General features: G+C 73.9%; 22 protein-coding genes. 14 read left to right on the top strand and 8 right to left on the bottom strand.

From position 1 onward, the window contains the following. Positions 1–130: 130 nt before the first annotated feature. From alr to IQ279_RS14025, 4 genes are all read left to right on the top strand, one after another. Positions 131–1,324 carry an alanine racemase gene (gene alr, locus IQ279_RS14040; protein WP_206348878.1) on the top strand — a complete coding sequence of 398 codons (1,194 nt, stop codon included), beginning with the start codon at positions 131–133 and terminating at the stop codon, positions 1,322–1,324. A gap of 7 nt (positions 1,325–1,331) precedes the next feature. After that, complete coding sequence (locus tag IQ279_RS14035; RefSeq protein ID WP_206348877.1) at positions 1,332–2,528, top strand: alpha/beta fold hydrolase; 1,197 nt, start codon at positions 1,332–1,334, stop codon at positions 2,526–2,528. Beyond that, the gene (gene tsaE / locus IQ279_RS14030; protein ID WP_206348876.1) at positions 2,449–3,093 is read left to right on the top strand and encodes a tRNA (adenosine(37)-N6)-threonylcarbamoyltransferase complex ATPase subunit type 1 TsaE; all 645 of its coding nucleotides are present in this window, start codon (positions 2,449–2,451) and stop codon (positions 3,091–3,093) included. The genes IQ279_RS14035 and tsaE overlap by 80 nt, the downstream gene beginning before the upstream one ends. A gap of 202 nt (positions 3,094–3,295) precedes the next feature. Beyond that, on the top strand, positions 3,296–3,508 hold the full coding sequence (locus IQ279_RS14025) for a hypothetical protein (protein WP_206348986.1): 213 nt from the start codon (positions 3,296–3,298) through the stop codon (positions 3,506–3,508). Between the two features lie 49 nt (positions 3,509–3,557). On the opposite strand, the gene IQ279_RS14020 is transcribed toward IQ279_RS14025, so the two are convergent. Further along, complete coding sequence (locus tag IQ279_RS14020) at positions 3,558–4,157, bottom strand: DUF6328 family protein (protein WP_372445133.1); 600 nt, start codon at positions 4,155–4,157, stop codon at positions 3,558–3,560. An 88-nt stretch (positions 4,158–4,245) separates the two neighbouring features. Then, on the bottom strand, positions 4,246–4,857 hold the full coding sequence (locus IQ279_RS14015; RefSeq protein WP_206348875.1) for a hypothetical protein: 612 nt from the start codon (positions 4,855–4,857) through the stop codon (positions 4,246–4,248). A 166-nt stretch (positions 4,858–5,023) separates the two neighbouring features. Between IQ279_RS14015 and tsaB the strand changes: the two genes are divergently transcribed. The 4 genes from tsaB to IQ279_RS13995 all read left to right on the top strand — a co-directional run bounded on the left by tsaB (position 5,024) and on the right by IQ279_RS13995 (position 7,677). Beyond that, positions 5,024–5,713, top strand: coding sequence for a tRNA (adenosine(37)-N6)-threonylcarbamoyltransferase complex dimerization subunit type 1 TsaB (tsaB, locus tag IQ279_RS14010; protein ID WP_206348874.1), 690 nt, complete (start codon positions 5,024–5,026; stop codon positions 5,711–5,713). Positions 5,714–5,781: 68 nt separating this feature from the next. After that, complete coding sequence (gene rimI, locus IQ279_RS14005; protein WP_206348970.1) at positions 5,782–6,309, top strand: ribosomal protein S18-alanine N-acetyltransferase; 528 nt, start codon at positions 5,782–5,784, stop codon at positions 6,307–6,309. Continuing rightward, a complete protein-coding gene (tsaD, locus tag IQ279_RS14000) occupies positions 6,302–7,417 on the top strand; it encodes a tRNA (adenosine(37)-N6)-threonylcarbamoyltransferase complex transferase subunit TsaD (protein WP_206348873.1) in 1,116 nt (371 codons plus the stop codon). The genes rimI and tsaD overlap by 8 nt, the downstream gene beginning before the upstream one ends. Further along, positions 7,414–7,677, top strand: coding sequence for a hypothetical protein (locus IQ279_RS13995; RefSeq protein WP_206348872.1), 264 nt, complete (start codon positions 7,414–7,416; stop codon positions 7,675–7,677). The genes tsaD and IQ279_RS13995 overlap by 4 nt, the downstream gene beginning before the upstream one ends. Before the next feature lie 14 nt (positions 7,678–7,691). Here IQ279_RS13995 and IQ279_RS13990 read toward each other — a convergent pair whose 3' ends face one another. The 3 genes from IQ279_RS13990 to IQ279_RS13980 all read right to left on the bottom strand — a co-directional run bounded on the left by IQ279_RS13990 (position 7,692) and on the right by IQ279_RS13980 (position 10,224). Beyond that, on the bottom strand, positions 7,692–8,312 hold the full coding sequence (locus IQ279_RS13990) for a Uma2 family endonuclease (protein WP_206348871.1): 621 nt from the start codon (positions 8,310–8,312) through the stop codon (positions 7,692–7,694). A 123-nt stretch (positions 8,313–8,435) separates the two neighbouring features. Next, on the bottom strand, positions 8,436–9,638 hold the full coding sequence (locus IQ279_RS13985) for a class I SAM-dependent methyltransferase (protein ID WP_206348870.1): 1,203 nt from the start codon (positions 9,636–9,638) through the stop codon (positions 8,436–8,438). 7 nt (positions 9,639–9,645) lie between these two features. Next, the gene (locus tag IQ279_RS13980; RefSeq protein ID WP_206348869.1) at positions 9,646–10,224 is read right to left on the bottom strand and encodes a Uma2 family endonuclease; all 579 of its coding nucleotides are present in this window, start codon (positions 10,222–10,224) and stop codon (positions 9,646–9,648) included. 258 nt (positions 10,225–10,482) lie between these two features. On the opposite strand from IQ279_RS13980, the gene groES reads away from it, so the two are divergent. Both groES and groL read left to right on the top strand, forming a co-directional pair. Next, entirely contained in the window at positions 10,483–10,794 is a 312-nt protein-coding gene (gene groES, locus IQ279_RS13975; protein WP_093660681.1) for a co-chaperone GroES, read from the top strand. A 106-nt stretch (positions 10,795–10,900) separates the two neighbouring features. After that, a complete protein-coding gene (gene groL, locus IQ279_RS13970; protein WP_206348868.1) occupies positions 10,901–12,526 on the top strand; it encodes a chaperonin GroEL in 1,626 nt (541 codons plus the stop codon). 151 nt (positions 12,527–12,677) lie between these two features. On the opposite strand, the gene IQ279_RS13965 is transcribed toward groL, so the two are convergent. Together IQ279_RS13965 and IQ279_RS13960 are read right to left on the bottom strand one after the other, a co-directional pair. Further along, on the bottom strand, positions 12,678–13,448 hold the full coding sequence (locus IQ279_RS13965; protein WP_206348867.1) for an SDR family NAD(P)-dependent oxidoreductase: 771 nt from the start codon (positions 13,446–13,448) through the stop codon (positions 12,678–12,680). Positions 13,449–13,495: 47 nt separating this feature from the next. After that, positions 13,496–14,185 carry an MOSC domain-containing protein gene (locus IQ279_RS13960; RefSeq protein ID WP_206348866.1) on the bottom strand — a complete coding sequence of 230 codons (690 nt, stop codon included), beginning with the start codon at positions 14,183–14,185 and terminating at the stop codon, positions 13,496–13,498. Between the two features lie 79 nt (positions 14,186–14,264). Between IQ279_RS13960 and IQ279_RS13955 the strand changes: the two genes are divergently transcribed. Next, positions 14,265–15,185 (top strand): LysR family transcriptional regulator, encoded by a 921-nt coding sequence (locus tag IQ279_RS13955; RefSeq protein WP_206348865.1) that lies wholly within the window; start codon positions 14,265–14,267, stop codon positions 15,183–15,185. Between the two features lie 98 nt (positions 15,186–15,283). On the opposite strand, the gene IQ279_RS13950 is transcribed toward IQ279_RS13955, so the two are convergent. Continuing rightward, complete coding sequence (locus IQ279_RS13950; protein WP_093660691.1) at positions 15,284–15,589, bottom strand: WhiB family transcriptional regulator; 306 nt, start codon at positions 15,587–15,589, stop codon at positions 15,284–15,286. A 387-nt stretch (positions 15,590–15,976) separates the two neighbouring features. Here IQ279_RS13950 and IQ279_RS13945 point away from each other — a divergent pair, with 387 nt between their 5' ends. The 3 genes from IQ279_RS13945 to guaB all read left to right on the top strand — a co-directional run bounded on the left by IQ279_RS13945 (position 15,977) and on the right by guaB (position 19,309). Then, positions 15,977–16,588: a response regulator transcription factor gene (locus IQ279_RS13945; protein ID WP_003948568.1), complete on the top strand. Its 612-nt coding sequence runs from the start codon at positions 15,977–15,979 to the stop codon at positions 16,586–16,588. 426 nt (positions 16,589–17,014) lie between these two features. Continuing rightward, positions 17,015–17,611: a sigma-70 family RNA polymerase sigma factor gene (locus IQ279_RS13940; protein WP_277347750.1), complete on the top strand. Its 597-nt coding sequence runs from the start codon at positions 17,015–17,017 to the stop codon at positions 17,609–17,611. 159 nt (positions 17,612–17,770) lie between these two features. Continuing rightward, entirely contained in the window at positions 17,771–19,309 is a 1,539-nt protein-coding gene (gene guaB, locus IQ279_RS13935) for an IMP dehydrogenase (protein WP_206348864.1), read from the top strand. The last annotated feature ends 85 nt before the right edge of the window (positions 19,310–19,394 follow it).

Genomic DNA, 19,394 nt, shown 5'->3' with positions numbered 1-19,394 from the left:
CCCGGCTCACCGCCGGGACGCCTGTGCCGGGCCCGCCCCGAGGCGCCCGCCCCGCCCCCACCGGCCGCCTCCCCGCACACGCCGGGCGGGCCGGGAGGCGGCCGGAGGCGGACCTGAGACACTGGGGGCGATGGACGTCGTGAGTGAGCCCTCCGCCACCGGCGCGGCGGTGCGGCCCCGCCCGGACACGCACCGGGTCTGCGCCGAGATCGACCTGGCCGCACTGCGCGCCAACGTCCGTGCCCTGCGCGAGCGCGCGGCCGGGACCGGGGCCGCGCTGATGGCCGTGGTCAAGGCCGACGCGTACGGCCACGGCATGATCCCCTGTGCCCGCGCCGCGCGCCGGGCGGGCGCGGCCTGGCTGGGCACGGCCACCCCCGAGGAGGCGCTGGCGCTGCGCGCCGCCGGGGACCGGGGCCGGCTGCTGTGCTGGCTGTGGACGCCCGGCGGGCCCTGGCGGGAGGCGATCGAGGCGGACGTCGACGTGTCGGCGAGCGACCAGTGGGCGCTGCGGGAGATCGTGGAGGCCGCCCGCGCCAGCGGCCGTACCGCCCGCGTCCATCTGAAGATCGACACCGGGCTGGGCCGCAGCGGCTGCCCGCCCGCCGGGTGGGAGGAGCTGACCGCCGCCGCCCGCGCAGCCGAGGCCGGGGGCACGGTGAAGGTCGCCGGAGTGTGGTCGCACTTCGCCTGCGCCGACGAGCCCGGCCACCCCTCCATCGCAGCCCAGCTCGCCGTCTTCCGCGAGGCCCTGGCCACCGCGGCCCGCGCCGGGCTCGACCCGGAGGTGCGCCACATCGCCAACTCGCCCGCCACCCTCACCCTCCCCGAGGCGCACTTCGACCTGGTGCGCACCGGCGTGTCGGTCTACGGGCTCTCGCCCGCGCCCGAGGTCGGTCTGCCGGCGGACTTCGGGCTGCGGCCGGTGATGACCCTGCGCGCCCGCCTGGCCCTGGTCAAGCGGGCGCCCGCCGGGCACGGGGTGAGCTACGGCCACCACTACACCACCCCCGGTGAGACGACCCTGGCCCTGGTCCCGGCCGGCTACGCCGACGGCGTCCCCCGACACGCCTCCGGCACCGGCCCGGTGCTGGTGGCGGGCAAGTGGCGGACGGTCGCCGGACGGGTGGCCATGGACCAGTTCGTGGTGGACCTGGGCGGCGACGCGGCCGCGGAGGGTGACGAGGCGGTCCTGTTCGGGCCGGGCGACGCGGGTGAGCCGACGGCCGAGGACTGGGCGCGCGCGGTGGGCACCATCGGGTACGAGATCGTCACCCGGATCGGCGCCCGGGTGCCGCGCGTCCATCTGAACGCGGAGGCGTGAGGCGGGCATGAGGGACGCGGGCGGCAGGGGGTGGGCGCGCCGCGCGGGGGTGGCCGGCGCGGTGCTGGGACTCGCCGCGGCCGGCGTGGCGGCGGGAGTGGCCGTCGAGCGGCTGACCGTGCACCGGGCGGTACGCCACAGGGCGCGCCTGGCCCTGGACGCGGCCGGCCCGTACGGCTCGCTGCGCGGCACCCCCGGCAGGGCCGTGGCCGACGACGGCACCGAGCTGTACTACGAGACCGACGAACCGGAGGGCGCGATACCCGAGGGCGCGCCCACGGTCGTCTTCAGCCACGGCTACTGCCTCGCCCAGGACGTCTGGCACTTCCAGCGCGCCGCCCTGCGCGGCGTCACTCCCACCGCGCCCCCCACCCCGGCCCTGCGCGCCGTCTACTGGGACCAGCGCGGCCACGGCCGCTCCGGGCGCGGACGGGCCGGCGAGACGGTCACCATCGACCGGCTCGGACGCGATCTGAAGGCGGTGCTCGACGCCGCCGTCCCCACCGGGCCGGTCGTCCTCGTCGGCCACTCGATGGGCGGGATGACGGTGATGGCGCTGGCCCACCACCATCCCGGGTACGTCGCCGAGCGCGTCGCCGCGGTGGCCCTGCTGGGCACCTCGGCGGGAAACCTCACGGAGGTGACCTTCGGCCTGCCCGCCGCCGGGGCCCGGGCACTGCGGCGGATGGCGCCGGGGGTGCTCAGGACGCTGGCCGCGCGGGCCGATCTGGTGGAGCGGGGGCGTCGGGCGACCGCCGACCTCTTCACGGGGCTGGTCAAGCGGTACTCGTTCGGCGGCCGCGACGTGGACCCGGGGGTGGCGCGCTTCGCGGAGCGGCTGATCGAGTCGGTGCCGGTCGACGTGGTCGCCGACTTCTACCCCGCCTTCGCCGAGCACGACAAGACCGACGCGCTGACCGCCTTCGAGGAGGGGCGGCCCGCGCTGATCCTCACCGGCGACCGCGACCTGCTCACCCCGCGCGAGCACAGCGAGGCGATGGCCGGGGTGCTGCCGCACGCGGACCTGGTGGTCGTGGAGGGCGCGGGCCACCTGGTGATGCTGGAGCACCCCGAGGCGGTCGGCGACCGCCTGGCCGAGCTGCTGACGCGTACCATCCACACCCATGGACACACCGCACCACCGGGCTCCGGGGACCGCCCCCGGGGCCGCCCCGGAGAGCCGGCAGAGCCCCCCGAGTCCTGACGAGCCGCGTGATCTCCGGGGCCCCGAACGGACCGTGGGGATCCGCGTGGCGACCCCCGACCGGATGCTGGAGCTGGGCCGGGGGCTGGCCCGGCTGCTGCGGCCCGGCGACCTCGTCCTGCTCACCGGCGAGCTGGGCGCGGGCAAGACCACCCTCACCCGCGGACTGGGCGAGGGGCTGGACGTGCGCGGCGCGGTCACCTCGCCCACCTTCGTCATCGCCCGGGTCCACCCCCCGCTCGGCGGCGGGCCCGCGCTGGTGCACGTGGACGCCTACCGGCTCGGCGGCGGCCTGGAGGAGATGGAGGACCTGGACCTCGACGTCTCGCTGCCGGATTCGGTGGTGGTCGTGGAGTGGGGCGAGGGGAAGGTCGAGGAGCTGTCGGAGGACCGGCTGCACGTGGTCATCGAACGGTCCGTGGGGGCGGATCCGGCCGGAGCGGCGGCAGAGGCGGCGGCCGGCGGGTCCGGGGACGACGTGCGGACGGTGACGGTGACCGGCGTCGGCGGGCGCTGGTCCGGGCAGGACCTGTCCGTCCTCGCGGAGCCCGGGGAGAGCGCGTAGGGCGGAGAAGCCCGCACGGACCGCGCCCGCCCGGTGCGCGCCGCGTACCGCACCGGGACCAGGGTCCGGGGTCCGGGGTCCGGGGTCCGACACCGTGTCGGCAAGATGTTGCGCACGGTCCCTCCGGCGTGTTCACATGGAGGCCGGAAGGGGTGGTTAGGTACGCCTTACCGCTCCCGCCCCATGAGCCACGGGAGGACCCATGGAGGCAGAGAGGCGACAGCCCGAGACGACCGCGCAGGACGCGCCCGCAGGCGCGTCCGGGCACCCGCCGGGTGCCGGAGCGGTGCCGATGCGCGACCTGCTGGCCTCGTGCGCCGCGGCCGACGCGGTCTCCACACCGCCGGCCCCCGAGCGCCGCACCGCCGCCGGAGAGCGCCCGGACGACGAGGGCCCCCGGGCCGAGGCGGCCTGAGGGCCCGTACGAGGGCGGAGGGGGGCACCGGGAGCCGTGCCCCCGCCCGCTATCCCTCCCGCCGCGCCTGCCTCGGCCCGACGCGGCGCGCCCAGGCCGGGAGCAGGAACCAGGCGCCCACGAACCACATGAACAGCGCGCCGACGATCCACCAGGCCAGTCCGTTGTGCAGCACCACGCGCAGGATCAGCAGCAGGGCGCAGGTGACCGTGCACAGCAGCAGGACCAGCCCGGTGATGGTCAGGCGGGCGGCCCACTCCACCGTCTGCGGCTTCATCCGGTGCCCGGTGACGAAGCGGTGCAGGGCCACCGGGGCGATCAGGGTGCCGGTCGCGGCCGAGCCGAGGACGACGGTGACGACGTAGATGTTGCGGTCCACGGTTCCCAGGTCGGTGAACCGCTCGGTGAAGGCGACGCTCAGCAGGAAGCCGAGCAGGATCTGGATGCCCATCTGGGCGACCCTGACCTCCTGAAGGAGTTCCGTCCACCGCCGGTCGGCCCGCTCCTTCTCGGTCTCCCGGCGCTCCTCCCGCGCCATCCGGGCCGACTCGCCGGCCTGCCGGGCGGCGCGGGCCGCCCGGTCCCCGGCGTCCGCGGGCCGCTGCCCGCCCCCGTCGCCACCGGGCGTTCTGTCCGTCCCGAGAGCCATCTTCCGCCCCACCTCCAGCCGCTCGCCTGCCTGTCCACCGTTTGTTCGAACAGCGGGAGGGCAAACACCGGCCGGCGAGGCCCACGGCTCAGGGGACGACGACGACCTTCGTGCCCGCCGTGGCGAACCGCCACATCGCCTCGCCGTCCGCGGCCCTGGAGCGGACGCCGCCCGTGCCCTCCTTCGGCGGCCCCTCGGGCAGTGAGCCGTCCACGGCGGCGCTGAAGCCCACCACGACCCCGTCCACCTGCGTGAACAGCACCACATGGGCGACGGGCACCCCGTCGGACCCGGTGACGCGCTCGGTGCGGCCGCTCTCGCTCACGGTGTACTCGCCCGGCAGCGGGTCCACCGCACCGGGGACGACGCGGTAGGTCCGGGTGACCTGCTCGTTCGCGCCCACCAGCCAGACCCGGTCGCCCCGCAGGGAGTACACGACGCGCTCGCCGGAGCCGGAGTCGGCGGGCAGCGCGGCCTCCTCGCGCTCCCCGGACTTCTCACGGTCCTCGTCGCGGGCCCGGGCGTCCTTCCGCGCGGCGTCGGGGGAGGGGGAGGGGGAGGCCGACGCGGCGGCCCCGCGCTCACCGGCGGGCCCGTTCCGGTCCCGCGCGGCGGACGCCTGGTAGGCCAGGAAGCCGACGACGGCGAGCGCCGCCGCGGTCAGCCCGGCCACGAACGTACCCGCGCTGTTCCGTGCCACCGTCTCGCCCGCCTCCGGTACTCGCCGCTTCACCCGCCGGCCTGCCGAAGCCCTTTTCGGAGCCCTGGAGGACCGGTGTGATCGTAAGTCCGACGGTAGCAGTCGGTAGCGGTCGCCGTGCCGCGGGCGGGCACCGGCGGTCCGCGGCGCGCCGTAGGCTGAGAGCGTGCTCCTGCTCGCTCTGGATACCGCAACCCCCGCCGTCACCGTCGCCCTGCACGACGGGACGAGGACCCTCGCAGCCGCCGACGAGGTGGACGCCCGCCGCCACGGCGAACTGCTGCTCCCGGCCGTCGACCGCGTCCTGGCCGAGGCCGGTGCCACGCTCGGCGACGTGACCGGCATCGTCGTCGGCGTCGGACCCGGCCCGTACACCGGCCTGCGGGTCGGGCTGATGACGGCGACGACCGTCGGTGCCGCCCGCGGCATCCCCGTCCACGGCCTGTGCACGCTGGACGGCATCGCCCACGCCGCCGGGGAGGCCGGACTGGAAGGCCCCTTCGTCGTCGCCACCGACGCCCGCCGCAAGGAGGTGTACTGGGCGCGCTACGCCGACGCCCGCACCCGCCTCGGGGACCCGGCCGTGGACCGCCCGGCCGACATCGCCGAGCTGGTCGCCGGCGTTCCCGCGGTGGGCATGGGGGCCCGGCTGTACGCGGACACCTTCACCGGCGTACGCGAGGACCTGCCCGAACACGTCTCGGCGGCCGCGCTGGCGGCGCTGGCCGCCGAGCGCCTCGCGGCAGGCACCGGCGACGGTGGTGAGGCCGGGGGCTTCCTGCCTCCGCTGCCGCTGTACCTGCGGCGCCCGGACGCGAAGGTGCCCGCCAACTACAAGGTGGTCACGCCCCGGTGACCGTGCCACCCGAGCAGCCCGCCGAGCAGCCCGCCGGACAGGCCCTCCGGCAGCCCGTCCTGCGCGAGATGCGCTGGTGGGACATCGAACCGGTGCTGGAGCTGGAGCGGGAGCTGTTCCCCCACGACGCCTGGTCCCCCGCCCTGTTCTGGTCCGAACTCGCCCGAGCGCGCGGCCCGCACGCCACCCGCCGCTACCTCGTCGCCGAGGACGGCGGGGGCCGCGTCGTCGGCTACGGCGGACTCGCCGCCACGGGCGGCACCGGGGACGTCCAGACCATCGCCGCCGCCCGCGACCACTGGGGCACCGGACTGGGCGCCCGGCTGCTCACCACGCTGCTCACCGCCGCCACCGGCTTCGAGTGCCACGAGGTCCTGCTGGAGGTCCGGGTGGACAACGACCGCGCCCGGCGTCTGTACGAGCGCTTCGGCTTCGAGACCATCGGCCTGCGCCGCGGCTACTACCAGCCCGGGAACGTGGACGCCCTCGTGATGCGCCGCCCGGCCGGTCACGTACAGGACCCCGCGACGGACACCGCGCCGGACCCGGCCCCCGACCCCGCAACGGAACACCAAGGAACGACGACCCATGGCTGACGAACCCCTGGTCCTCGGCATCGAGACCTCCTGCGACGAGACCGGCGTGGGCATCGTGCGCGGGCACACGCTGCTCGCCGACGCGGTGGCCTCCAGCGTGGACGAGCACGCCCGGTACGGCGGCGTGGTGCCCGAGGTCGCCAGCCGCGCCCACCTGGAGGCGATGGTCCCCACCGTCGAGCGCGCCCTGAAGGACGCCGGCGTCGCCGCGAGCGACCTCGACGGGATCGCCGTCACCGCCGGCCCCGGCCTGGCCGGCGCGCTGCTGGTGGGCGTCTCGGCGGCCAAGGCGTACGCGTACGCGCTGGGCAAGCCGCTGTACGGCGTCAACCACCTCGCCTCGCACATCTGCGTCGACCAGCTCGAACACGGCGCGCTGCCCGAGCCGACCATGGCGCTGCTGGTCTCCGGCGGCCACTCCTCGCTGCTGCTGTCCTCCGACATCACCTCCGACGTGCGCCCGCTGGGCGCCACCATCGACGACGCGGCGGGCGAGGCGTTCGACAAGGTCGCCAGGGTGCTGAACCTCGGCTTCCCCGGCGGACCCGTCATCGACCGCTACGCCCGCGAGGGCGACCCGGACGCCATCGCCTTCCCGCGCGGGCTGACCGGCCCGCGCGACGCGCCCTACGACTTCTCCTTCTCCGGCCTGAAGACCGCCGTCGCCCGCTGGATCGAGGCGAAGCGGAGCGCGGGCGAGGAGGTGCCCGTCGCCGACGTCGCCGCGTCCTTCCAGGAGGCGGTCACCGACGTGCTGACCCGCAAGGCGGTGCGCGCCTGCCGGGACGAGGGGGTGGACCACCTGATGATCGGCGGCGGCGTCGCGGCCAACTCGCGGCTGCGCGCGATGGCCCGGGCACGCTGCGAGACGGCCGGGATCACCCTGCGGGTACCGCGCCCGAAACTGTGCACCGACAACGGCGCGATGGTCGCGGCCCTGGGCGCCGAGATGGTCGCCCGCGACCGGGCCCCCTCCGACTGGGACCTGTCGGCCGACTCCTCCCTGCCGGTCACCGAGCCGCACGTCCCGGGCGTCTCGCACAGCGGCGCGCACGGCCACAGCCACGACCACGTGCACGAGACGAGCGCGGAGAACCTCTACTCATGACCGTCGCCCTGATGTGGGAGGCCCGCGCGGCGGACGGCCGCGGGGCCGAGCTGCTGGAGTGGGCCCGCGCCCAGGCGCTCGACCCCGCGCCCCCGCGCCGCGAGACCTTCACCGCACCTGCCGACCGCGTCCTGGTCATCACCTGGTGGGACGCCCCCTACGAGGCCGAGCTCCCCGAACTACCCTCACCACCACAGGAGTTGCTCCACCGTCCGGTCCACCGCTGGCGCTTCGAGAGCGCGGACGCCGACGTGCCGTGACCGGCCGCGCGGCCTCAGTCCCGGCTCTCCAGCAGCGGAGCGGTGTCCAGCGCGGGGTAGGAGGCGGGAAGGGAGAGGAGCCGGCCGAGGTCCACCTCGACCCGTGTCGCGTAGTGGGCCTTGGCCGGGTCCTCCTCCCGCACCGGGTCGGAGAAGGCGTACGCCTTCTTCTCCTGCCGGTGGACGAGCACGTAGACGGGCGCCCCGGCGGCGGCGTAGCCGCGGTACTTCGGGCCGGTGTCGGTCTCGTGGTTGGTGGAGGTGATCTCCCCGGCCAGCGCGAGCAGCTCGATGGAGTACCAGCCCCGGTGCGCCCTGCGGTACGCCTCGTCGAGTTCGGTGGGCTTCCGCCGTCTCACGTAGAAGTCCGGGATCAGCAGGGAGCGCGTCTCCCCTTGCAGAGCCAGACGGTATCCGCTTCCGATGCCGGCCAGCCGGAAACCGGCCGAGCGCAGTTGGAGGTAGAACTCGGTCGCGGCGTCGTTGTGGTGGTCGTCGGGCCGCGGTGCCACGATCATCGTCCCCTCGACGTACTCGGCTCGAATCGGCGCGTCTGCGGCCTTTTCGAACGCGATCAGCAGATCGATGGGGTCCTGCGGCTCGTTCATCGGCTCGGTGATGGGGTCGGCGGCCATGGCTGTCCTCCCCGTGTCGCTGATGTCAGGCTACGCCGCACCGGGTGCCCCGCGAGCGATTGTTCGCGGCCCGTGCGCCACCCGGACCGGAACGCGTGACCATCACCCGTACGGGTGTCCCCGTCAGCGGAGCGGGTGGCCCAGGAGCATCGTCGGGGCGCCCGCGGCGCGGGTGAGGAAGACCGTGGCCGAATGCGGGCCGGACGGCTTCACCTTCCGGCGCAGCTCCTCCGGTTCGACCGCCGAGCCGCGCTTCTTGACCGTCAGCGTCCCGACACCGCGCTCGCGCAGCAGCGCCTTCAGCCGCTTGACGTTGAAGGGGAGGGTGCCGGTGATCTCGTACGCGGTCGCGTACGGCGTCGGGCGGTGCTCGTCGGAGGTGACGTAGGCGATGGTCGGGTCGATCAGGCGTCCGCCGACCAGCTCGGCCACCTCCGCGACCAGGTGCGCCCGGATCACCGCGCCGTCCGGCTCGTACAGATAGCGGCCGACGGGGCCGGAGGGGGGATCCGGCAGGCCGGCGGAGTCCAGGGTGCGGGGGCCGGGCAGCAGGGTGGCGCGCACCCGGGGCGCCCCGTGCGAGGCGGCGCCGAACCACAGCACGGCCTCCTTGACGTCCCCGCCGTCGGAGATCCACTCCGCCGCCGCGCCCTCGGGCACCGCCTCGTGCGGGATGCCGGGGGCCACCTTCAGCGCGGCGAGCGGGGCGCGCCGGGCGGCCTCCACCGCCCAGGACAGCGGCGGCGAGTACGCCTCGGGGTCGAAGATCCGGCCGCGTCCGCCGCGGCGGGCCGGATCGGCGAAGACGGCGTCGAAGCCGGCCGTGTCCACCTCCGCCACGTCCGCGCAGCGCACCTCGATCAGCTCGGACAGGCCCAGCGCCCCGGCGTTGGCGCGGGTGACGGCGCAGGCCAGCGGGGAGCGGTCGACGGCCAGGACCCCGATCCCGGCGCGGGCCAGCGCGACGGCGTCGCCGCCGTTGCCGCAGCACAGGTCGGCCAGGGACCGCACCCCGAGGGCGGCGAAGCGGCCGGCGCGGTACGCGGCCACGCTCGCGCGGGTGGCCTGCTCCACGCCGTCGGGGGTGAAGTACATCCGTGCCGCGTCCTCCGCCCCGAACTTCGCCGCCGCCCGCTGCCGCAGCCGGGTCTGGGCGATGGCCGCCGAGACCAGCTCGGCCGGGTGGTCGCGGCGCAGCCGGGTGGCGACGGCCAGCTCCCGCCCGGGGTCGTAGGACCGCAGCTTCGCCAGCAGGGCCTGCCCCTCGTCGGTCAGCAGGCGCTGGAAGGCGGAGAGGGGGCCGCCGACGGCCGGGTCGGTGCTCATCGGCCCGTCACCGCGGCGCGCGGTACAACGTGGTCAGGTCGATGTCCATGGGGAAAGGCACCGGGAGGACGAGCTTGTCGCGGTGAATCCCGGTGGGGACGTATGTGCCGGTGGTGTCGTCGAGCTCGTAGACGTGCACGACCGGCTTGCGGTCTTCCTTCTCCACTCGCCAGAAGTGGCGGATGCCGGCCCGGGCGTACTTCAGCGGTTTGGTCTCGCGGTCCAGCACGGCCGACTCCTCGGAGACGATCTCGACGACGAGCACGACCTCCTCGGGGAGGTACGCGGTGCGTTCGTCATGTGGCGGACCGCTGACGACGAGGATGTCGGGCCCCGGGCGCTGGCGCTTCCCCAGCCGGATCGTCATCTCGAACTCGACCCACAGGTCGTGGGGGGCCGCGAGTTCTATGGCGTTGGACAGCCGCCGCATCACCTGGCCGTGGAACGAGGTCTGCGGGGACGTCATCACGAGGGCTCCGTCGATCAGCTCGAAGCACGGGCCGTCCGGCGGGAGCCGATCCAGGTCGTCGGCGGTCCAGCCGCCGGGCGGCGGGTGCAACCAGCCGGGCAGGGGCTCTGCGGTCATCGGCGGTACTCCTTGACGGGCGGGCACCTGTGACGCGGTACGGGGTCAGCGTACCGGCGCACCTGCGCGCAACGCGCCGTGCGCTGGCACTCCGGTTGACTGAGTGCTAACGCCGTCATAGTCTCAGCATTGGCACTCCCCCATGGAGAGTGCCAACTCAAGCGACGGGCAGATCCGGCACCCGCGACGACGGATCTACCAGGTCGCCACCCCAGACATCCAAACCCCGCCGAGATCTCCGAAGGGGGAGGTCGGATCGTGACGACCGCCACCAGCTCCAAGGTTGCCATCAAGCCGCTCGAGGACCGCATCGTGGTCCAGCCGCTCGACGCCGAGCAGACCACGGCTTCCGGCCTGGTCATCCCGGACACCGCGAAGGAGAAGCCCCAGGAGGGCACCGTCCTCGCCGTCGGTCCGGGCCGCTTCGAGGACGGCAACCGCCTGCCGCTCGACGTGAAGGTCGGCGACATCGTGCTGTACAGCAAGTACGGCGGCACCGAGGTTAAGTACAACAACGAGGAGTACCTCGTCCTCTCGGCGCGCGACGTTCTCGCGATCATCGAGAAGTAAGCACCGCGAAGACTGCCTGTGATCCGCGCCCTGGTACCCGCGTCCGAGACGTCCGGGGCCAGGGCGCGGTTCCTTTGACGAGGACTCCGAGAGGACCCAAGCAACCATGGCGAAGATCCTGAAGTTCGACGAGGACGCCCGTCGCGCCCTCGAGCGCGGTGTCAACAAGCTCGCCGACACCGTGAAGGTGACGATCGGCCCCAAGGGCCGCAACGTCGTCATCGACAAGAAGTTCGGCGCCCCGACCATCACCAACGACGGCGTCACCATCGCCCGCGAGGTCGAGGTCGAGGACCCGTACGAGAACCTGGGCGCCCAGCTCGTGAAGGAGGTGGCGACCAAGACCAACGACATCGCGGGTGACGGCACCACCACCGCCACCGTGCTGGCCCAGGCGCTGGTCCGCGAGGGCCTGCGCAACGTCGCCGCCGGTGCCTCCCCGGCCGCCCTGAAGAAGGGCATCGACGCCGCGGTCAAGGCCGTCTCCGACGACCTGCACGCCACCGCCCGCCCGATCGACGAGAAGTCCGACATCGCCGCCGTGGCCGCGCTGTCCGCCCAGGACAAGCAGGTCGGCGAGCTGATCGCCGAGGCGATGGACAAGGTCGGCAAGGACGGCGTCATCACCGTCGAGGAGTCCAACACCTTCGGTCTGGAGCTGGACTTCACCGAGGGCATGGCCTTCGACAAGGGCTACCTGTCGCCCTACATGGTCACCGACCAGGAGCGCATGGAGGCCGTCCTCGACGACCCCTACATCCTGATCCACCAGGGCAAGATCTCCTCCATCCAGGACCTGCTGCCCCTGCTTGAGAAGATCATCCAGACCAACAGCTCCAAGCCGCTGCTGATCATCGCCGAGGACGTCGAGGGCGAGGCCCTGTCCACCCTGGTGCTCAACAAGATCCGCGGCACCTTCAACGCGGTGGCCGTCAAGGCCCCCGGCTTCGGCGACCGCCGCAAGGCGATGCTCGGCGACATGGCGACGCTGACCGGCGCCACCGTCATCGCCGAGGAGGTCGGCCTCAAGCTCGACCAGGCCGGTCTGGACGTGCTGGGCAGTGCCCGCCGTGTGACCGTCACCAAGGACGACACCACCATCGTCGACGGCGGCGGCAAGGCCGAGGACGTGCAGGGCCGCGTCGCGCAGATCAAGTCCGAGATCGAGACCACCGACTCCGACTGGGACCGCGAGAAGCTCCAGGAGCGCCTCGCGAAGCTGGCCGGCGGCGTGTGCGTGATCCGTGTGGGCGCGGCCACCGAGGTCGAGCTCAAGGAGAAGAAGCACCGCCTGGAGGACGCCATCTCCGCGACCCGCGCCGCGGTCGAGGAGGGCATCGTCTCCGGCGGCGGCTCCGCGCTGGTCCACGCCTCCAAGGTGCTGGGCGACAGCCTGGGCAAGGACGGCGACGAGGCCACCGGTGTCGCGGTCGTCCGCCGCGCCCTGGTCGAGCCGATGCGCTGGATCGCCGAGAACGCCGGCCTGGAGGGCTACGTCATCACCTCCAAGGTCGCCGAGCTGGAGAAGGGCCACGGCTTCAACGCCGCGACCGGCGAGTACGTCGACCTGGTCAAGGCCGGCGTCATCGACCCGGTCAAGGTCACCCGCTCCGCCCTGGAGAACGCCGCCTCCATCGCGTCGCTGCTGCTGACGACCGAGACCCTGGTCGTCGAGAAGCCGGCCGAGGAGGAGCCGGAGGCCGGCGGCCACGGTCACGGCCACGCCCACTGAGGCACGGGCTCCCGCGGTACGTCCGCCGCAGCGGTGAGGCCCGGTCCCCTGACGCGCAGGGGACCGGGCCTCACCGCGTCCGTGTGCGGGACCGGGCCGGCCTGCGCGCGGGACCGGGCCGGGGCTGCCGTAAGAGCGATGGCGCGCCCCCTCACCTCGGGCTGAAGCGCCCGGTGGTGGAGGAGGCGCGCGAGACCAGACCGCGCGGCGCGAGCCGGGCCAGACCCAGCAGCGCCTTGTAGCGCGGGTCCGGGACGGACAGTGTCTTCCCCCTGGCCAGGTCCTCCAGGGCCGCGTCCACCACCCGGTCGGCGTTCAGCCACATCCAGCCCGGCACGCTCTGTGCGGACATCCCCGCGCGCCGGTGGAACTCGGTGCGCACGAAACCCGGACACAGCGCCATCAGCCGCACCCCCGACGGCCCCAGGTCCCGCGCCGCGCCCTGGGTGAACTGCACGACCCACGCCTTGGACGCGCCGTAGGTGCCGCGCGGTACGAAGGCCGCCACCGAGGCCACGTTGACGACGCCGCCGCGGCCCCGCTCGCGCATGCTCCCGGCGGCGGCCGAGGTCAGCCGCAGCACGGCCTCGCAGTGCACCTTGAGCATGCGCAGCTCGTCCGCCATCGGCACTTCCAGATAGCGGCCCCTGTTGCCGAATCCGGCGTTGTTGACCAGCAGGTCCACCGGGTGCTTCCGGTCGCCGAGCCGCTCCTCGACCGCCGCGATGCCCTCGTCGGTGGCCAGGTCGGCGGTGATTATGGACGCCTCGACGCCGTGCCGGTCGTGCAGCTCGGTGGCGTTCCGCCGCAGCCGCTCGGTGTCCCGGGCGACCAGCACCACGTTGTGCCCGTCGCGTGCCAGCCGCCGGGCGAAGGCGGCGCCGATACCGGCCGTGGCCCCTGTGATCAGTGCAGTCGTCATACGGGCACGCTATCCGGCCGGGGCCGGCGGGCCGTGTGCCGGATGCGTCAGGAGGCGTACTTCGCCGTGTACTTCAGTGCCTCCTCCCGTGCGACGGAGGCCAGGGCGTCGCCGGCGGCCAGGACGCGGGGGAGCAGCGAACGCTCGGTGGTCAGGGCGCGGAAGAGGAAGGAGACGGTCACCTTGTGGCCGGGCCGGTGCAGGACCTCGATCCGGTCCCCGGCGCGGATCTCGCCGGGCTCGGCCACCCGCAGGTACGCCCCGGGCGCGGCGGCCCGCGTGAACGTCCTCATCCATCCCTCTCCCCGCTCCGTCGGCAGGATGCCCGTCTCCCCCAGCCGGCCGGCGAAGGTACGGCAGGGGGTGCGGGCGCAGGAGACCTCCAGCACCACGTCCGGCCCGATCCGCCAGCGCTCGCCGATCAGCGCCCCGTTCACGTCCGCACCGGCGGTGGTGAGGTTCTCGCCGAAGACGCCGCCCGGCAGCTCGCGGCCGAGGACCTTCTCCCAGCCGTCCAGGTCCTCCCGGGCGAAGGCGTACACCGCCTGGTCGTCGCCGCCGTGGAAGACCGGGTCGCCGATGATGTCCCCGGCCAGTCCGCTGCCGCCGCCGGAGCCGGGGGCAAAGACGGCGACCGGGCCGTCGGCCGGGCGCTTGTCGATGCCGGTGAGGCCGCCCGGGGCGCTGGTGTAGCCGACGGACCGGGGGCGGGCGAGGTTCACGGAGAGAAGCCGCATGCCGCGCAGACTAGAAGGGCGCCTCCAAGGAAGCGAACGGGCACCGGGGTACCCCGCCGGGGGCGCTTATGGTAGGGGAGTGATCGAGGCACGCCATCTCCGTGTGCTGCGCGCGGTGGCCCGTACCGGTTCCCTCTCGGCCGCCGCCCGCGCGCTGGGCTGTACGCAGCCCGCCGTCAGCCAGCAGATGAAGGCCCTGGAGCAGACGGCGGGCACCGCGCTGCTGGTGCGCGCCGGCCGTGAGACGCGTCTGACCGAGGCCGGTGAGGCGCTGGTGCGGCACGCGGCGGGGATCCTGGCCGGGCTGGCGGCCGCCGAGGAGGAGGTGGCCGCCATCGCCGGGCTGCGGGCGGGCCGGGTCCGGCTGGTGTCCTTCCCCAGCGCCAGCTCCGCGATCGTGCCCGCGGCCGTCGCCGCGATGCGCGCGGAGTACCCCGGGGCCCGGGTGTCGCTGACCGAGGCGCAGCCGCCGCGCTCGGTGGAGGCGCTCCGGGAGGGCGAGTGCGACATCGCCCTCGCCTACCGCTACCCGGACGTCGCCGGACCGGTGGAGAGCGACCCGGAGTGGGGGGATCTGGCGGTGCGGCCGCTGCTGACCGAGCGGCTGGTGGGGCTGGTCCCCGAGGGCCACCGCCTGGCGCGTGCGGCGGAGGCGGGGGAGGCCGTCGGGCTCGCGGAACTGGCCGGGGAGCCCTGGATCGCGGGCTGCCCGCGCTGCCGCGGCCATCTGGTGGAGGTGTGCGAGAGGGCGGGCTTCACCCCGCGGATCGACTTCGCCACCGACGACTACCCGGCCGTGGTGGGACTGGTGGGGGCGGGGCTGGGCGTGGCCGTGCTGCCGGGGCTCGCGGTGGAGTCGGTACGGCCCCGGGGCGTGCGGACCGTGGGCATCAGCCCGAAGGTGCGGCGAGAGGTGGCGGCGCTGACGCTGCCCGACCTCGCCCGGGTGCCGGCGGTCGCGGCCATGCTGGACCGGCTGTCGGGCGCGGCCCGCCGCTGACGCGGGACGGGCCCGGCCCGTCCGGCGCCCGCGCCCGCGGGGCGTCCGGGCACGCCGGGCGCCGGGGGAGCACTCGTGAGGGCTTGCGGGGAGCGGCGCTACGCCCCGGCCGCGCCGACCAGCCTGGTGCGGGCCCTGCCCATGAGCTCCTCGCGTTCGTCCTCGGTCAGTCCGCCCCACACCCCGTACGGCTCACGCACGGTGAGCGCGTGGGCGGCGCACTCCGCCCGGACCGGGCAGCGCATGCACACCTCCTTCGCGGACGCCTCGCGTGCGCTGCGGGCCGCTCCGCGCTCCCCTTCGGGGTGGAAGAACAGCGAGCTGTCGACTCCTCGACAGGCGGCCAGCAGCTGCCAGTCCCACAGATCGGCGTTGGGACCCGGAAGGCGGGAGAAATCTGCCATGGCTTGTCCTCTCGAAGCGAACTGATGCTGGTGAACCAGTCGAGAACAGTCACGACCGTACATCCACGGTATGAGTAGATGTAAATATGCATCTTCGAGATTTTCGGGACATACGCGAGTAATAAAAAGAAAACCCGCCAAACAGGGCAAATGACGACACGGCCGTTGATCTGCACGGGATAGCCCCTCCGTGTCGACGCCATCACGTAGGGTGTTGAAAGCGGGCGCCGGAGACCGTAACTCTTTCGGGTGACCGTCGTTGAGTGTGCGGAGGCGGTTGACACAGACAAGTGCCGGATGGATGTCCGGGGCGGTCAACCGCACAGGTGACGATTCGTACCAGCCCTGGAGGCCTAAGGTGATGCGCATGAGCTGCGGAGGGCGATCATGACTTCCGTCCTCGTCTGCGACGACTCCCCGCTTGCCCGAGAGGCGCTGCGCCGCGCGGTCGCGACCGTGCCCGGCGTGGAACGTGTGACGACGGCGGCCAACGGCGAGGAAGTCCTCCGCCGCTGGGGCGCCGACCGGTCCGACCTCATCCTCATGGACGTCCGGATGCCCGGCCTGGGCGGTGTCGAGACCGTGCGGCGCCTGCTGTCGGCCGACCCCGGTGCCCGCATCATCATGCTGACCGTGGCGGAGGACCTGGACGGCGTCGCGCTCGCCGTCGCCGCCGGCGCCCGCGGCTATCTGCACAAGGACGCCTCGCGCGCCGAACTGCGGGCCACGGTCACCCAGGCGCTGGCCGACCCCACCTGGCGGCTCGCGCCGAGGCGGCTGCGCTCGGCCGAGATGGGCGCCGCGCCGACGCTCACCGCCCGCGAGATCCAGGTGCTGGAGGGCATGAGCCACGGCCGCTCCAACGCCGAGATCGGCCGCGAGCTGTTCCTGTCCGAGGACACGGTGAAGACCCATGCGCGGAGACTGTTCAAGAAGCTCGGCGCCTCCGACCGGGCGCACGCCGTGGCGCTCGGCTTCCGCTGGGGCCTCGTTCGCTAGCGCCGGCGGGAGCGGTCCCGCGGTGAGCCCGTCCGCCGGTCCGGCCGTCCTCCGGACCGCGGACATCCGGCGCCACCGAAGCGGCGCCACCGAAGCGGCGGAGCCACCGTGCCCGACGCCCGCCGCCGGCCGTGCACGCGGTGCGCGCCGCGTGCTCGGCGGGGCGCCGTGCGCACCCCGAGGGCGCCCCGCCGGTCCCGGAAGCACCGGGAGGCCGCACCGGGAGGCGGGGCCGTCGGGGGACGGGCCGGTGTCGTAATCTCCGGTGTACCGCATCCTGGATGTATGGAGTTCCTCGGGGACGTGACGGCCGGGCGTGAGGGGAGGGCGCGGGACGTGACAGCGAGTGCCCCCGCCCATAACGCTTCAGTGCACAACCACGGACGGGGTGCGGCGGAACGGCCGCGCCGGGTGCACCATGGACCGATGCGTGACGACGAGACGCCATCCCCGGCCGACGGCCGCGGTGAGATCGGTGCCCTCGTCCGGCGCGCTGTGGAGGGCGACGAGCGGGCCACCCACGATCTTCTCGCCCGGGTCCACCCCCTCGCCCTGCGGTACTGCAGGACGCGGCTGACCCGGCTGCCCGGAGACGCCCGGCACTTCGTGGACGACCTGGCGCAGGAGGTCTGCCTGGCGGTGCTGTGCGCCCTGCCGCGCTACCGCGACACCGGCAAGCCCTTCGAGGCGTTCGTGGTCGCCATCGCCCAGCACAAGGTCGCCGATCTGCAGCGGGCGGCCATGCGCGGACCGGGCAGCACGGCGGTGCCCTCCGACGAGATGCCCGAGCGGCCCGACGACTCGCTCGGCCCGGAGGAGCGGGCCCTGCTGAGCAGTGACGCGGAGTGGGCGAGGAAACTGCTGGCCAACCTCCCCGAGCACCAGCGCGAACTGGTGCTGCTGCGGGTGGCGGTCGGGCTCACCGCCGAGGAGACCGGGCAGATGCTCGGAATGTCCCCGGGGGCCGTACGCGTTGCCCAGCATCGAGCCCTGTCGCGGCTGCGCGCCCTCGCGGAGCAGTGATCCGGGCCGATCACAGTCATCCGGCCGACCGGCCGTCCGGTGAGCGCTCCGGCGGCGATCCCGCCGGGGTCCCGCGGCGGTACGGGGCTCCTCCCGAGCCCGTTAGCATGGACGTCCGCGCCGGGCAAGAGTATTGGGGAAGGTGCCATGGAAGGCGTCATGACGGACAACGTCGGCAGTGCGGGCAGCGCAGGCAGTGCCAGCAGTGCCGACGGGGTTCCCGCGAAGTTCGCCGCACTCGGGCTGACCTACGACGACGTGCTGCTGCTGCCGGGCGAGTCGGACATGGCCCCGCAGGACATCGACACCTCCTCGTACGTCTCGCGCAACGTGAAGGTGAACGTCCCGCTGATCTCCGCGGCGATGGACAAGGTCACCGAGGCCCGCATGGCGATCGCCATGGCACGGCAGGGCGGCGTCGGGGTGCTGCACCGCAACCTCTCGATCGAGGACCAGGCCGACCAGGTCGACCAGGTCAAACGGTCGGAGTCCGGCATGGTCACCGACCCGATCACCATCCGCCCCGACGCCACGCTGCGCGAGGCCGACGAGCTGTGCGGCCGCTTCCGCATCAGCGGGGTGCCGGTCACCGACGACTCCGGCAAGCTGCTGGGCATCGTCACCAACCGCGACATGGCCTTCGAGACCGACCGCAGCCGCGAGGTCCGCGAGGTCATGACGCCGATGCCGCTGGTCACCGGCAAGGTGGGCATCTCGCGCGCGGACGCCATGGAGCTGCTGCGCCGCCACAAGATCGAGAAACTGCCGCTGGTCGACGGTGAGGGCGTGCTCAAGGGCCTGATCACCGTCAAGGACTTCGTCAAGGCGGAGAAGTACCCGCACGCCGCCAAGGACGCCGAGGGCCGCCTCATCGTCGGCGCGGCGGTCGGCGTGGCCGGCGACGCCTTCGAGCGGGCCCAGGCGCTGATCGAGGCGGGTGCCGACTTCATCGTCGTGGACACCGCGCACGGCCACTCGAAGCTGGTCGGCGAGATGGTCGCCAAGATCAAGTCCAACTCCTCGGTCGACGTGGTCGGCGGCAACGTCGCCACCCGCGACGGGGCCAGGGCGCTGATCGACTCCGGCGCCGACGGCGTCAAGGTCGGCGTCGGGCCGGGCTCGATCTGCACCACCCGCGTCGTCGCCGGCATCGGCGTCCCGCAGGTCACCGCGATCTACGAGGCCGCGCTCGCCGCGCGGGAGAGCGGCGTCCCGGTCATCGGCGACGGCGGGCTGCAGTACAGCGGCGACATCGCCAAGGCCCTGGTCGCCGGCGCCGACACCGTGATGCTCGGCAGCCTGCTGGCGGGCTGCGAGGAGTCGCCGGGCGAGCTGCTGTTCATCAACGGCAAGCAGTTCAAGTCCTACCGCGGCATGGGCTCGCTGGGCGCGATGCAGTCGCGCGGCCAGGCCAAGTCCTACTCCAAGGACCGCTACTTCCAGGAGGCGGTCGCCGCCGACGACAAGCTCGTCCCCGAGGGCGTCGAGGGCCAGGTCCCCTACCGCGGCCCGCTGGGCGCGGTGGTGCACCAGCTCGTCGGCGGCCTGCGCCAGTCGATGTTCTACGTCGGCGGCCGGACGGTGCCGGAGCTGAAGGCGAACGGCCGCTTCGTGCGCATCACCGCGGCCGGGCTCAAGGAGAGCCACCCGCACGACGTCCAGATGACCACCGAGGCGCCGAACTACTCCCGGCGCTGAGACGGACAGGCCGGCGGCGGTCACGGCCCGGGCGGGCCGTGACCGCCGCCGGCTCACCCGGTGCGCGTCCCCGGTGCCCCGCTCG

The sequence above is a fragment of the Streptomyces verrucosisporus genome (assembly GCF_017114865.1).
Taxonomy (GTDB): Bacteria; Actinomycetota; Actinomycetes; order Streptomycetales; family Streptomycetaceae; genus Streptomyces; species Streptomyces fenghuangensis.
This window is presented reverse-complemented; position numbering and strand designations above follow the sequence as displayed.